This window comes from Bacillus sp. hwrm1, assembly GCF_040207805.1.
Classification (GTDB): domain Bacteria; phylum Bacillota; class Bacilli; order Bacillales; family Bacillaceae; genus Bacillus; species Bacillus velezensis.
The window spans coordinates 2,813,760-2,828,334 of the sequence record NZ_CP157943.1; the positions used below are offsets into that span (position 1 = coordinate 2,813,760).

Here is a 14,575-nt window from a genome sequence, read left to right on the forward strand (position 1 = left end):
TATGTATGTTATTGATGATAATTGAGAGCCTGAGCGAGATTGGACTTGATCGTAATATCTGAGAAATTAATGCCGAGCTGTACGGCGGTTTGAGCGATTTCCGGCCTGATTCCGGATAAAGTGGACGTGACGCCGATCAATTTCAGCGCCTCAACTAATTTAAAAATCTGATGCGCCACCATCGTATCGACAACCACTACACCCGACAGGTCAATTAGCAGATGTTCAATCAGCCGTTTTGCACATGTGCTCAGCGTATTTTCAAGAATGAATTTGGCGCGCTCCGTGTCAATATCGCCGACAAGCGGCAGCAGCGCCGTCCGTTTGCTCAGTGTGATAACCGGCGAGCTTAACTCCAAAATCATTTCTCTTTGCGCATTCAGCTGCATTTTTGAGTTATGCTCGGCATGATCGACAAACGTGTAAATCGTAAAATCAAATACTTGTACAATTAAATTCTCCCATTTCTTCCTTTCTCCCTGTGCAAACGAAGATTCATGTTTATCGGCAAACGCATCATAATAACTGACATATAGTCTCCGGTTTCTCATGAATTCACGGACCACATACTGGACGGGAGTATCCAGATGCTTCTGGTCTTTCGCAAGCTCAATCACCCACCGCTCGAACTCTTCTAAAAATTCTTTTTTCGGCATGATATACATTTTATTAATATGCCGGTAAAATTCTTTATCCTGCTCCGTCAGTTCTTCTGTGATGATGGGATTTGTCAAAGAATAAATCGAATTCGGATCCGAATCTTCCATCGTTTCGATCCACTCTTTCGCAATTTGATCCACTTGTTCTGAAAAATAGTTGTATAATGCTTCACTTATCTTCATATCTCTTCTCCTTTCCCATTTCCAATTATACCGTCAGCGGATCATGAATGAAAATAAAAGCTGTTAAACTATCCATATATTTGAAATTTTTTAGTGCGATAGATTACGCCTTTTTTATGAAAATGCTTCAAATGACTCTTTCCGGCCGGCATGCTCTGCCATAAAATAGTAGCAACACCCTTGTATCCACTCGCAAGCATAAAAAAGGAGGGCTTTTTTATGAATGGTGAAATGCATTTGATTCCTTATGTCACGGATGAACAGATCATGGAGGTGAACGAGCTTCCAGAGGGGATTAAAGTGATTAAGGCGCCAGAGTTGTGGGCAAAAGGGTTTAAAGGCAAGGATATTAAAATCGCGGTGCTTGACACAGGCTGCGACATCAATCATCCTGATTTGAAAGACCGGATTGTCGGCGGGAAAAACTTCACCGATGATGACGGAGGCAAAGAAGACGCGATTTCCGATTATAACGGACATGGGACACACGTTTCCGGAACGATTGCCGCCAATGATTCAAACGGCGGAATTTCGGGTGTCGCGCCGGAAGCAAGCCTTTTAATCGTTAAAGTTCTCGGCGGTCAAAACGGCAGCGGCAAATACGAATGGATCATTAACGGCATCAACTACGCCGTTGAACAAAAGGCAGATATCATTTCCATGTCACTCGGCGGGCCAAGCGATGTGCCTGAATTGAAAGAAGCCGTCACAAATGCGGTAAAAAGCGGTGTTCTGGTCGTTTGCGCGGCAGGAAACGAAGGCGACGGAGACGAGCGTACAGAGGAACTGTCGTATCCGGCCGCTTACAACGAAGTGATCGCAGTCGGATCAGTCTCAATCGCCCGTAAATCGTCTGAATTTTCAAACGCTAATAAAGAGATTGACCTGGTGGCTCCGGGAGAAAATATTCTCTCCACCCTTCCCAACCATAAATACGGGAAGCTGACGGGCACTTCAATGGCCGCCCCGCATGTGAGCGGAGCGCTTGCCTTAATAAAAGGGCTTGAACAGGACGCGTTTCAGCGGACGCTTTCTGAGGCTGAAGTCTACGCCCAGCTCGTGCGGCGGACCCTTCCTTTGGACATCGCCAAAACATTGGCCGGGAACGGATTTCTGTATTTAGACGCGCCTGAAGTACTGATGGAAAGAGCCGAACAGGCACAGCTGCTGTCTTTCTGATATTTTTCTCATATAATGATTAATCAGCTTGTCACATCACCAATTTTTAAAATGTGAGATTTTCTATTGACAGTGATCTGAATAAGCTGATAAGATAACCAACAAATGATGTAACTTTTCAAAAAAATTGAAATATTTTCTCTTATCGAGAGTTGGGCGAGGGATTGGCCTTTTGACCCCAACAGCAACCGACCGTAATTCCATTGTGAAATGGGGCGCGTGATTTTTGCGCCGAGACGACTGTCTCATAAGGCACGGTGCTAATTCCATCAGACGTGATCTGAGAGATAAGAGAGGCTTGCATTTTGAAGTTAAAGCCTCTTTCTCTCATGAGAAAGAGGCTTTTTTGTTACATCTCACTTAAAGGAGGAAACTTAATGACAACAATCAAAACTTCGAACCTCGGTTTTCCGAGAATCGGCTTGAACAGAGAATGGAAAAAAACGCTTGAGGCTTATTGGAAAGGTAACACTGACAAAGAAACGTTTCTTAAAGAACTTGACGGTTTATTCTTATCAGCTGTCAAAACACAACTTGACCAACATATCGATATCGTGCCGGTCTCTGATTTCACCCATTATGACCATGTGCTTGATACAGCCGTCAGCTTTAACTGGATTCCGAAAAGATTCCGCAGCATCACGGATCCCGTTGATACATACTTTGCGATTGCCCGCGGTGTAAAAGACGCCGTTTCCAGTGAAATGACGAAATGGTTTAATACCAACTACCATTACATCGTTCCTGAATATGACGAAAGCATTGAATTCCGTCTGACGAGAAACAAACAGCTTGACGACTACCGCCGGATCAAAGAAGAATTCGGAGCGGAAACAAAACCTGTCATCGTCGGTCCGTACACATTCGTCACACTTGCGAAAGGATACGAAGAATCAGAAGCGAAAGCGATTCAAAAACGCCTTGTTCCTCTTTATGTTCAGCTGCTGAAAGAACTTGAAGCTGAAGGCGTAAAATGGGTTCAGATCGATGAGCCGGCCCTTGTGACAGCTTCTTCTGAAGACGTCCGTGCCGCAAAAGAACTCTATGAATCTATTACAAAAGAGCTTTCAGGGCTGAATGTCCTCCTGCAGACATACTTCGATTCGGTTGATGCATATGAAGAACTCGTTTCTTATCCCGTACAGGGAATCGGGCTTGACTTCGTGCATGATAAAGGCAGAAACCTTGATCAGCTGAAAAAGCACGGCTTCCCGAAAGATAAAGTGCTGGCAGCCGGTGTGGTCGACGGCCGCAACATTTGGAAAATCGATGTTGAAGAACGCCTTGATGCAGCTCTGGATATCCTCAGCCACGCTGATGTTGAGGAGTTATGGATTCAGCCTTCAAGCAGCCTTCTGCACGTGCCGGTGGCGAAACACCCTGACGAGCATCTTGAAAAGGATTTGCTGAACGGCCTGTCATACGCTAAAGAAAAACTGGCGGAACTCGGCGTCTTAAAAGAAGGGCTTCTGTCCGGCAAAGCGGCCGTCAGTGAGCAGATCGAAGAATCAAAAGCGGCACTTAAGGCTTTAAAAGCATTCGCAACAGGAGCGAACTCAGCTCAAAAAGAAGAGCTGAATCAGCTGACGGAAAAAGATTTCTCCCGTCAGGCAAGCTTTGAAGAACGATTGGCGCTGCAGAATGAATCACTCGGTCTTCCCCTTCTGCCGACGACGACAATCGGAAGCTTCCCTCAATCTGCCGAGGTGCGGAGCGCACGGCAAAAATGGCGGAAAAAAGATTGGACGGATGAACAGTACCAAGCCTTTATTAATGCGGAAACGAAGCGCTGGGTTGACATTCAGGAAGAAATCGGCTTAGACGTGCTCGTTCACGGAGAATTCGAGCGGACGGACATGGTCGAATACTTCGGTGAAAAACTGGCCGGATTCGCCTTTACGAAATATGCATGGGTGCAGTCTTACGGTTCACGCTGCGTACGTCCGCCTGTCATTTTCGGAGATGTCGAATTTATCGAACCGATGACGGTAAAAGATACGGTCTACGCCCAATCGCTGACGGAAAAACACATGAAAGGCATGCTGACGGGACCTGTCACCATCTTAAACTGGTCATTCCCGCGTGTGGATATTTCAAGAAAAGAAATCGCCTTCCAGATCGGGCTTGCCCTCAGAAAAGAAGTAAAAGTGCTTGAAGATGCCGGTATTCAGATTATCCAAGTGGATGAACCCGCGCTCCGCGAAGGACTGCCGTTAAAAACGCAGGATTGGGATGAATATTTAACTTGGGCCGCAGAAGCATTCCGGTTAACGACGTCTTCTGTGCAAAATGAGACGCAGATTCATACGCATATGTGTTACAGCAACTTTGAAGATATCGTAGATACGATCAATGATCTTGACGCGGATGTCATTACAATCGAACACAGCAGAAGCCACGGAGGATTTTTAGAATACTTGAAAGAACATCCTTACGTGAAAGGCCTCGGACTCGGTGTATACGACATTCACAGCCCGCGTGTGCCGGCAACTGAAGAAATCTATCAAATTATTGATGACGCGCTTGAAGTGTGTCCGACTGACCGCTTCTGGGTAAACCCGGACTGCGGACTGAAAACAAGACAGCAGGAAGAAACCGTTGCGGCATTAAAAAATATGGTCGACGCCGCGAAACAGGCACGAAAAAAACAAGCTCAGCTTGTATAAAAAAAGAACAGCCATCCGCAAATCGCGGGTGGCTGTTTTTTCTGGGCGTGCTATTTATTCTTCAGCGCCTCCGCAAGTTCACTTAGTGAATCATGCTGCTTAATTTGATAGCCCCGCCCTTCTTTTTGCAAATACCCTTTTTGGCAGAATTGCGTCAGCACATGCAAGAGATGACGGTAAGATACACCCAAATAATCACAGACCGTTACGTGCTTCTCTTTATAAACCCCTTCATAAGCCGTCTGCAAAATAAAATCGGCCAGCCGGTTTTCAAGCGGGAACGCCAGACTTTGTGAATATTTCGAAGCCATAAGCGTTGCCTTAGCACTTAAAAACTTAGCCAATTCACGCAGGAATTTCGCATCCTGCAGCAATTGCGCGCGGCAGCGGTAAATAGGCAGAGCAAAACAAACAGTCTTCGCTGAGGCTTGAATTCCTTTTGTGTAATACACTTCATGTAATAGTTCCATCTCTCCGATGTAATCATCTTTGTTGATAAAATTAATTAAAGAAACTTTCCCGTTTTGGTGGGTTACATATATTTTCGCTTTTCCTTCAATCACGTAAAACAGGAAGTCAGGCCTCCTGCCCTCTTGAATAATCCATTCGTCCCGCTCATATTCGCGCACTTCCATAAACTCTTCAGCGGGGAAAGAGAATAAATGCGCGATTGAGTGTTTTTCTAACTGATGCCGCTTTTTCTCGCCTTTATAAATTTCCATCGTCCACCCCAATATATGAGATATCTCATATTGTCTTTATGTCTTTACATGATAACATGCCAATTAAAGGAGGAACGGGAATGAAAGCATATCGCTGGATGAGTCTGCATTTTTTTAGTTTTTTTATGACATGGGGTGTTTTTCTGCCCTATTGGACGGGATGGATGGTGCATATAAAAGGGGTTTCCGTATCCGAAGCCAGTTTCATTATGAGCCTGGGCTTGGCGGCAAGAGGGATTTCCACATTATTTTTCTTCCCTTATTTAGCAGGAAAATTCAGCAGCAAAGCCTTATTAAACGGCGCAAGAATCGGGACGCTTCTCGCACTTTTATGTTATATTCCCGCTGATTCTTTTCAAAGCCTGCTTCTTGTCACATTAGTGCTGCATGTGTTTTACCCTGCTTTAATGCCTGCTTTAGACAGCGCTTGCGGCGTCCTTGTACAGCATAACGAATTAAAGGCCTATGGGACAAGCCGCCAGTGGGGGTCCGCGGGTTTTGTTTCAGCCGGCGTCATCCTGTCCGTCTTTACAGGTATATTCGGAGATCAAGCGATTTTATGGGCACTGCTTTTGGGCACCCTGATATTCGCATGCCTCAGCTTTATGCATGCGCCAGCTGTTCTTTCAAAACGGCCGGAAACAGACCGCGCAAGAAAAGAGGGCATGTTTGCCTTATTCCGCATCAAATATTTCGGTCTGGTGCTCGCAATCGTTATCTTACTGCAGGCGGCACACGCGTCTTATTACAATTACGGTTATCTCTTTTTGCAGGAAATCGATGCCCCCGCATATGCCATCGGAATCATTATCAACATCGCCGTTATCGCGGAGATTATCTTCTTTGCAATCGCTGACCGATACTTTCATCAATTTACGGCAGGCTCTTTGCTCGCCTTGGCGGCGCTTGGTGCTACCGTACGCTGGATACTCGTATTTGCCTTTCCTCATGTCATCATTTTCTGTATTGCGCAGACGCTGCATGCCTGTTCATTCGCGATGGGACACTATGCATTTATGAAATACTTAATTGAAAATATTTCACCCGCGCAAATCCCGAAAGCCCAAGGCATATATTCAGCGCTTGCTCTCAGCTGGAGCACTGCGGTATTTACTATTTTCGGAGGTTTTTTATATGAAATTGAACCCCGGTATGCCTTTATCGGAATGATTGTTTGTACGATCCCATCCATGCTACTCGCCCTTTTATACAGAAAACTTGAAATGAAAAAGAGAGTTTTTGCAGGAAACGCACAAGATATATAGCCATCGCTTTATAGACGATCACATGTCCCGCTGTCATTTTGACCGATTTGCGAATGCTGTGCGATGTATTTTCTCTATATTTAAAGTATTTCCTTCATATATGTTGAAATCAAAAACAGTGGTATAACCCGCTCAATTGGTTTATAAAGGGAATCCATTCAGAAACTTGGACAGAATCAGTGAATATACTGATACAGTACTGCTTACGCTCATTTCGGGGAACTTTGTTCGTAATAAAATGATTTTCAGCCAACTCATAAGGAGGGACATTGTGTCACAGCCTAATTTGCCCAATATCACCCCTGTCGTTACACTTTCCAGAGACGATACCATTAACCTTCTTCTTTCGTCAATTGCTATGGAAGAGCTGGGAATGGCACATATTCTGAATGCGGAAGGGGAAAAAATCCAATACGCGCTCGGAACGATTCCCGGATTAACAGGGCCCCCCTCAAGTCTTGCGGATATTCTTAACCTGAATGAGAGCGTCCGTGATACGCTTGACAGCTTAATGAAACAGGAGCTTCTTCTCGGTTCAAAATTGGACAGTATCTCAAATATCCCTACACTGGCGGGACCGACTGGTGCTACGGGGCCGACGGGACCTACGGGAGCAATCGGACCGGCCGGAGCGACGGGGCCAACCGGATCGATCGGACCGACGGGGGTCACCGGTGCGGGCCTTCAAGGGATTGTTGCTTTTAATCCGCTGATTGCTCCCACTTACACAACCGGACAGGTTGTCTTGTATAACGGAAGCTCTTACGTCGCAAACGTAAACAGCCCGGCGGGAACCCCTGGAGCCTCAGCTGACTATACACTTTTAGCTGCGGCGGGAATCACCGGCGCTACTGGCGCTACCGGACCGACCGGAAGCACCGGCGCTACTGGCGACACCGGACCGACTGGAATTACCGGTGCTACTGGCGGTACCGGGCCGACCGGGATCACCGGCGCTACTGGCGCTACTGGACCGATCGGAAGCACCGGCGTTACTGGCGACACCGGACCGACTGGAAGCACTGGCGCTACTGGCGGCACCGGGCTGACTGGAAGCACCGGCGTTACTGGCGACACCGGACCGACTGGAAGCACCGGCGCTACTGGCGGTACCGGGCCGACCGGAAGCACTGGCGCTACTGGCGGCACCGGACCGACCGGAAGCACCGGAACAAGTCTGACAGCAACTTCCGGCTATGCGAGCAATACGGGCGGCGGTGTTGTCGCAGTTATTGTCGGCGGCACGACCATTTCCTTACCGAATGAACAAAACCTTTCGGCAGATATTACGGCTAATGCCGCAAATACCATATTTACCGTTGCTCCGGCGGGACGGTACTATATTTCCTACCATATTAATTTAACGGCCGGCTTGCTTGTAAGTTCGCGTATTTTAATCAACGGCACTCCTCCTGCAAGTTCGATTATCGCCCCGGTCGCGTCTTTGGCAAACTTTAATAACTCCTTTATTGTGACTTTGCCAGCAGGCAGCACCATCCAGCTTCAGCTGTTCGGATTATTGGGTGCGGCCACATTGCTTGGAGGAAGCGTCGGTGCAGCTTTAAACATTATTCGATTATCTTAATGGAACATGCAAAAAAAGGATCAAGCGTTTGTCCGCTGATCCTTTTTTAATTGAGACAGAAGTTCTTTCGCGGGTTTAAATTGAGGATTGAACTTCACGGATTTTTTGGCGTAAGCGATGGCCGTCATATCATGGTTTAATGCAGAATGGCATTTTGCCATATAATAAAAGGCTCTGAAATCGGCGGCACCTTTTAACATTAAGTGATCAGCGTTTTCTCCTTCAACCTGCGTTCCGTTTTCAAATGCTTTGATTGCCGCTCTGTACTTTTCCAAATGATATAATACAAGGCCTTTATAATAATGAAGATTGCTGTAATCAGGATATAGCTTGAGCACTTTTTCAATCCCTTGTTCGGCTTCTTCATACCGTTTGAGCTCAAGCAATATTGTATATTTCAAATAATACAGGAGAGACGGAGGCATTCGTTTTTCGCTTAAAAATTGAAAAATTGAGCCGTTGACAAGATGTAATGCTTTTTCATAGTCTTTGATTCTGTAGCATTCACTTGCCAAATGATAGACAAGCCACGGATCAGGATTTTCCTCTGAAAGCTCTTCATTTAAAATGCTGATATTCCGTTTATGTTTTTGCTTGATCTTTTCTTCCTGCTCCAAGTAGCCGTAGTGATGAATCACACATGGGAGCGTGAAAAAAGCATTGTTTTCTTCCTCATTGGGAGCCGAGATATTCTCGTGAATTCTGCCTTGATACAGAAGGCCTTTATGATTGCGGAACAGTCTCGGCTGCATGCTTTCAAACGCTTCGTTTTCATCGAGCTGCTTCCCCGTATAATTGATGATTTTCAAAAGGCCCCGGCTCGGTAATCCGTCATGAAGCAGCGAAGTTAAAAAACGGCCCGTCTCCTGATCGAGCTCTTCATCCGCGTCAAGCACTAAAATCCAATCTCCTTCGGCATGCTGCAGGGCGTAATTTCTGGCCTTTGCGAAATCATTCTCCCATTCGAAATCAAACACTCTTGCCTGAAAACTTTTGCATATATCTTTTGTATTATCTTGTGATCCGGTGTCTGCGATGACGATCTCATCAGCGATGTCTTGTACACTTGATAAACAACGGGAGATGTATCTCTCCTCGTTTTTCACAATCATGCAAAGAGTCAGTTTACATTCAGCATTTCCGCTCATTTTCTCACCTTTCCCGATTTTGGAGTTGTTGATTGAACCAAGGCCGTTCAGGAGTGCCGTTCATCGTGATGATGACAGGCCGCACCCATCTGACGGCAGGTTCGGCAGTTTCCGTATTCCATTCCTGAAGCTGCCTGACAGCCCGCTTCGTAATCGGATGCGCCCGGAATTCGCGCGGGCTTTCAGAAATGAATTTTTTCGTTCGTTCCGTAACTGTCTTCATTTCAAGAAAGTGCCCCTCATACATCTGCTTCTGCTCTTCTTCCAAGCTGATCATTAAAAACAGACGGCCGCCTGTTTCCATCTGCCAGCGGCACAATGCGGAGAACAGCCTGATTTCTTCTTTGTAATTTGAACCCCTTCTTTTATCCACGGTCACAGATAATATATGTAACAGCGCCATCGTGAGACAATGCAAGGCTTCAAAAGATGCCTGTTTCGCTTTTGAGATGCTTGGATACGGCATATGCTTCACCCGTCTCTTTTTTTATGAACGCTCCCCGCCTTTTTTCTTCCAACCGCAGTCCTCACAATCCCCGCACTCACAGCAGCCAATGCGGCCGTAAAACAGGCCGTCACACGGATCTTCCGGATCACTGGGATCGTCCGGATTCCACGGGTCATCAGGATCGCCTGGATCACTCGGATTGCTCGGGTCGTCCGGATTCCACGGGTCATCAGGATCGCCCGGATCACTCGGATTGCTCGGGTCGTCCGGATTCCACGGGTCATCAGGATCGCCCGGATTACTCGGATTGCTTGGGTCGTCCGGGTCCATACAGACTTCAGAATCCTGTAAGAAGATAATGTCCTCAAGCTTCGTCTGCAAAAGGAGTTGTGATTTCATGACGGTGCGCAGGAGCCGTTCAGTGCTTCTATTGATTGATGACAATTCCTCCAAGGAGGGATCGCCGGAAGCGCCGAGAAACATTTGAATCCTTTCCGCTTCCGCCTGCAGAATATGGGATAGTCCGATTTCTTCCATAGCCACGGATGAAAGAAGGAGGTTCAGGGTCTCACATCTGGAGAGTGTAATGTCGGGGGTGATGTTCGGTATGTTTGGAAGAGACATCGATTTCTCCCTCTTTTCTCTTGGTGTCATTATGCAAAAGTGCTATATCGTATTCTTATTCCGGGAGAGAAGAGATCATTACTGATGTTTTCGTTAATAAAATATCCCGGATATAAAATCCGGGATATTCGTTCGGTTATTTATTTTAATTCAAGTTTGACGTCTACATTTCCTCTTGTTGCTTTTGAATACGGACAGAACTCGTGAGCGGCATGCACTAGCTTCTCCGCCGTTTCTTTGTCAAGATCTTTTGTATCAATGACGAGCGTTACGCCGATTTTGTAACCTCCGTCACTCTCATCTTTTAAAAGGCTGACCTGTCCTTCAATTTCAGAGGTCATGTCGATTTTTTGTTTTTGGGCGGCGAGCTCAAGCGCTCCCCCGAAGCAGGCAGCATATCCTGCCGCAAAGAGCTGTTCAGGGTTTGTGCCGGTTTCTCCGTCTTTTTTTGCATTCGGCATGATGATGTCAAAATCCAGCACCCCGTCTTCGGATTTAATATGTCCTGCTCGTCCGCCGACTGCGGTCGCTTTTGAAGTAAATAATGCCATTATTATCAGCCTCCTCATTGTACTTACTGTATATATTGCCCCTGCTCATATTTTTAAACATGAGGAATAGGAAATGGGCCGTTTTTCGGCTACAATAGGGGTAACGTTAACAAACAAAGAGTTGGTGAAAGAAGTAATGGCAGAAAAAGATTTTGAACATATGAAACTGGAGAATCAGCTTTGTTTTTTGCTGTACGCAAGCTCAAGGGAAATGACGAAACGGTACAAACCGCTGCTTGATAAGCTCAACGTAACTTATCCCCAATATTTGGCGCTGCTTTTATTATGGGAGCACGAAGAACTGAATGTGAAACGGATGGGTGAGCTTTTGTACCTGGATTCCGGAACGCTGACACCGATGCTGAAACGGATGGAGCAGCACGGAATCATCATGAGAAAGCGGTCGGCTGAAGACGAGCGATCCGTGACGATCAGGCTCACAGATGAAGGACGGGCCTTGCAGAAGACAGCGGCGGATATCCCCATTGCCATGCTGGAACAGACGGGACGGTCAAAAGAGGAATTAAAGCAGTTAAAACAGTCGCTTTATGAGGTTTTGAATACGCTGCACGGCAAAAAATAAGGATGCCCCGAATGGGCATCCTTATTTTTATTCTGCTGCCAGAAGCTTCACTTCAATATTTCCCGCTGTCGCTTTTGAATACGGGCAGACACCGTGCGCTTTTTGGATAAGGGCTTCAAGCTCCTGTTTATCAATGCCGGATGCTTTGACCTCAAGCGTAACGCCTAGTTTATATCCTTGGTCTGCTTCATCTTTCAGCAGACTGACATGCGCAGTGACCTCTGTTTCAATACTCAGACGCTCTTTTCTCGCTACGAGCTGAAGAGCGCTGTCAAAGCAGGCTGAATATCCTGCGGCAAACAGCTGTTCAGGGTTTGTGGCATGTTCGAGCTTTTTTGCTCTTGGCGTTCCCGGCATAGCAACATCAAGATTCAGCACTCCGTCAGAAGACGTGACTTTCCCTTCACGTCCGCCGGCGGCTGATACGGTTGCAGTAAATAATGGTTTTGTCATGTGAATTCACCTCTATTATATTGTGTGCAATTTAATTTTACACAATATAATAAGAACCGTCAATCTTTCCGCATAAAAAAAGCCTACCCTTTTTGAAGGATAAGCTTAAAAGATTATACGCGGATTTGTCCGTTTCCTTTGATGATGATTTTTGTAGATGTTAACGCCGGAAGCCCCATCGGCCCTCTCGCGTGAAGCTTTTGCGTGCTGATGCCGATTTCGGCTCCGTATCCGAATTCAAAGCCGTCCGTAAACCGGGTTGAAGCATTATGATACACGGCGGCGGCGTCAACGGCGGTCTGGAAGTAAGCCGCATGCTCGGCGTTCTCCGTCAGAATGGCTTCTGAATGGTTTGTGCCGTACTGCTGAATGTGGCGGACCGCCTCCTGTACGTCCTGCACCGTTTTCACACTGAGAATCGGCGCCAGGTACTCCGCTCCCCAATCGGCTTCTTCTGCTTGTTTCGCTTGAGGCTCCAGTTTGCAAATTACCTGGTCTCCTCGGAGCTCCACCCCTTTTTCTGTCAGCTGATTCAGCAGCTTTCGTCCGTGTTCTTCGGCCCATTTTTCATGAATCAAAAGAGATTCAATCGCGTTGCAGACCGAAGGACGCTGTGTTTTGGCATTGATGACGACCTCGCTTGCCATTTGAGGATCTGCTGACTCATCTATGTACACGTGGCAATTGCCCGCTCCGGTTTCTAAAACGGGTACGGTTGATTCCCTGACCACTAGATCAATTAAATTTTTACCGCCGCGCGGGATCAATACATCCAGCCCGTCATTTAATGTAAAGAGCTGTTTGGCGGTTTCTTTGCTTGTATCTTCTATGAGCTGAACGGCATCAATCGGAAGCTTTGACAGCCCCAGTGCGCGTTTCATCACACTGACAAGCGCTATGTTGCTGTGGATGGCGGAAGAACTTCCTCTGAGCACAACCGCGTTTCCGGTTTTCAGACAGAGTGTGGCCGCGTCTACGGTAACGTTCGGTCTGGCCTCATAGATCATGCCCACTACTCCAAGGGGCACGCGGATTTTTTCAATGGATAATCCATTCTCTTTTTGAATGGTCTCCAGCGATTCACCGACGGGATCTTCAAGACCGATTAATAGTTCCACGGCGTCCGCGATATCGAGCAGGCGTTTTTCATCAAGAGTCAGCCTGTCAATAATGTCAGGTGTCAGTCCTCTGTTCCGTCCCGCTTCAATATCTTTCTGATTCTCTGTTAAAATCAGCCGGCGTTCATTTCTGAGTCCGTCTGCGATACATTGGAGCGCTTCGTTTTTTTCAGCCGTCGTTTTCATGACCATTTCGGCAGCCGCTTCTTTTGCCAAGGCCGCTTTTTGCAATACTTCACTCATTTGTGTTCCCCCTCGTCAAATAAATTCACCCAATCATCTCTGTGAATCACTTCCACCTGCTTCGTTCCTGAAAGCTGGTCGCTCCGCTTCCCTTTGACTTCTAAAATTTCATCGGATGAGTACTGCGTCTGCCCTTTGCCGATAATGCCGCCGGGCCCTTTGACTTCCACTACGGCCCCTTTCGGAAAACTGCCGCAGACATCGGCGACGCCGGCAGGGAGGAGACTTGACCCATTATGGATCATCGCCTGCTCCGCTCCCCCATCAATGATGATTTCCCCTGATATCGGAGAATGAAACATGATCCATTGCCGTGTATTATTCACTGAGGACAGGTCTTTATCGCCGATATAAGTGCCGTCGCCTTTTCCGTCTAAAATCACCATCAGTTTTTCCCGTCCGGAGCCGGTTCCGATAAATACCTTTACCCCGAGCGACAATGCGGTCTGGGCGGCGAGAAGTTTTGACTTCATGCCTCCGGTGCCGACCTTTGAGCCTGCTGATCCGGCATATCCGAGCAATTCAGGTGTGATGTCATTCAGATAGTCGAACCGCTTTGCGTCCGGGTTTTCATTCGGATTGGCATCGTACAGCCCGTTAATGTCTGTGAGAATCATTAATTGGTCTGCATGAATCAAACCGCTTACAAGCGCCGACAGCATGTCGTTATCACCGAACGTCAGCTCTTCGACTGATGTGGAATCATTTTCATTAATAATCGGCACGACGCCCCGCTCCAACAGTTCCATTACAGTGGCATAGGCATTTCTGTACCGCTCTCTTTTTGAGAAATCATTTCTTGTTAATAAAATTTGTGCCGGCGTCAGACCGTATCTTTTTAAATGGTCCATATATTGCTGCATTAAAAGCGTCTGGCCGACTGCGGCAGATGCCTGCTTTCCTTTTATCGTAACGGGTCGCGACGGATAGCCGAGAGCGGAAAAACCCGCTGCCACCGCGCCTGAGGTAATGAGGATCACTTCATGCCCGTTTTCTTTTAATAAAGAAATGGCTTCCGTATGTTCCTTGATTTTTGCTTCATCAATGCTTCCGTTACTGTTGGTGAGCGAGCTGCTCCCGATTTTCACAACAATTCTTTGTTTTTTCATCGTTTCTCCTCCGTGGCAATCAATCCAAACCGGCTCTCT

14 protein-coding genes and 1 riboswitch are annotated in these 14,575 nt (G+C 46.9%); of the genes, 5 read left to right on the forward strand and 9 right to left on the reverse strand.

Annotation, left to right across the window (positions count from 1 at the left end):
- Window positions 1-8: 8 nt before the first annotated feature.
- A complete protein-coding gene (locus ABK447_RS13930; protein ID WP_025284633.1) occupies window positions 9-842 on the reverse strand; it encodes an STAS domain-containing protein in 834 nt (277 codons plus the stop codon).
- A gap of 219 nt (window positions 843-1,061) precedes the next feature.
- On the opposite strand from ABK447_RS13930, the gene ABK447_RS13935 reads away from it, so the two are divergent.
- Window positions 1,062-2,021: a S8 family peptidase gene (locus tag ABK447_RS13935; RefSeq protein WP_007407222.1), complete on the forward strand. Its 960-nt coding sequence runs from the start codon at window positions 1,062-1,064 to the stop codon at window positions 2,019-2,021.
- Between the two features lie 139 nt (window positions 2,022-2,160).
- Window positions 2,161-2,315, forward strand: a riboswitch (SAM riboswitch).
- An 83-nt stretch (window positions 2,316-2,398) separates the two neighbouring features.
- Window positions 2,399-4,687 (forward strand): 5-methyltetrahydropteroyltriglutamate--homocysteine S-methyltransferase, encoded by a 2,289-nt coding sequence (metE, locus tag ABK447_RS13940; RefSeq protein WP_094031677.1) that lies wholly within the window; start codon window positions 2,399-2,401, stop codon window positions 4,685-4,687.
- Window positions 4,688-4,737: 50 nt separating this feature from the next.
- Here the strand turns inward: metE and yeiL are convergent, their stop codons facing one another.
- Entirely contained in the window at window positions 4,738-5,409 is a 672-nt protein-coding gene (gene yeiL / locus ABK447_RS13945) for a transcriptional regulator YeiL (RefSeq protein WP_094031676.1), read from the reverse strand.
- Between the two features lie 80 nt (window positions 5,410-5,489).
- Between yeiL and ABK447_RS13950 the strand changes: the two genes are divergently transcribed.
- Window positions 5,490-6,674: an MFS transporter gene (locus ABK447_RS13950; RefSeq protein ID WP_094031675.1), complete on the forward strand. Its 1,185-nt coding sequence runs from the start codon at window positions 5,490-5,492 to the stop codon at window positions 6,672-6,674.
- 271 nt (window positions 6,675-6,945) lie between these two features.
- Complete coding sequence (locus tag ABK447_RS13955; protein WP_094031674.1) at window positions 6,946-8,259, forward strand: hypothetical protein; 1,314 nt, start codon at window positions 6,946-6,948, stop codon at window positions 8,257-8,259.
- A 20-nt stretch (window positions 8,260-8,279) separates the two neighbouring features.
- Here ABK447_RS13955 and ABK447_RS13960 read toward each other — a convergent pair whose 3' ends face one another.
- From ABK447_RS13960 to ABK447_RS13975, 4 genes are all read right to left on the reverse strand, one after another.
- Entirely contained in the window at window positions 8,280-9,407 is a 1,128-nt protein-coding gene (locus ABK447_RS13960; protein WP_094031673.1) for a glycosyltransferase, read from the reverse strand.
- 4 nt (window positions 9,408-9,411) lie between these two features.
- Window positions 9,412-9,873, reverse strand: coding sequence for a hypothetical protein (locus tag ABK447_RS13965; RefSeq protein ID WP_234631208.1), 462 nt, complete (start codon window positions 9,871-9,873; stop codon window positions 9,412-9,414).
- 21 nt (window positions 9,874-9,894) lie between these two features.
- Entirely contained in the window at window positions 9,895-10,479 is a 585-nt protein-coding gene (locus ABK447_RS13970; RefSeq protein WP_032871298.1) for a hypothetical protein, read from the reverse strand.
- Between the two features lie 140 nt (window positions 10,480-10,619).
- On the reverse strand, window positions 10,620-11,030 hold the full coding sequence (locus ABK447_RS13975; RefSeq protein WP_003154758.1) for an organic hydroperoxide resistance protein: 411 nt from the start codon (window positions 11,028-11,030) through the stop codon (window positions 10,620-10,622).
- Between the two features lie 73 nt (window positions 11,031-11,103).
- Here ABK447_RS13975 and ABK447_RS13980 point away from each other — a divergent pair, with 73 nt between their 5' ends.
- Entirely contained in the window at window positions 11,104-11,613 is a 510-nt protein-coding gene (locus ABK447_RS13980; RefSeq protein ID WP_015417314.1) for a MarR family winged helix-turn-helix transcriptional regulator, read from the forward strand.
- A 27-nt stretch (window positions 11,614-11,640) separates the two neighbouring features.
- Here the strand turns inward: ABK447_RS13980 and ABK447_RS13985 are convergent, their stop codons facing one another.
- The 3 genes from ABK447_RS13985 to proB form a co-directional block, all read right to left on the reverse strand.
- The gene (locus ABK447_RS13985; protein WP_007610880.1) at window positions 11,641-12,066 is read right to left on the reverse strand and encodes an organic hydroperoxide resistance protein; all 426 of its coding nucleotides are present in this window, start codon (window positions 12,064-12,066) and stop codon (window positions 11,641-11,643) included.
- 113 nt (window positions 12,067-12,179) lie between these two features.
- Window positions 12,180-13,427 (reverse strand): glutamate-5-semialdehyde dehydrogenase, encoded by a 1,248-nt coding sequence (proA, locus tag ABK447_RS13990; protein WP_025284624.1) that lies wholly within the window; start codon window positions 13,425-13,427, stop codon window positions 12,180-12,182.
- Complete coding sequence (proB, locus tag ABK447_RS13995; protein WP_072589014.1) at window positions 13,424-14,536, reverse strand: glutamate 5-kinase; 1,113 nt, start codon at window positions 14,534-14,536, stop codon at window positions 13,424-13,426. The genes proA and proB overlap by 4 nt, the downstream gene beginning before the upstream one ends.
- Window positions 14,537-14,575: the final 39 nt, after the last annotated feature.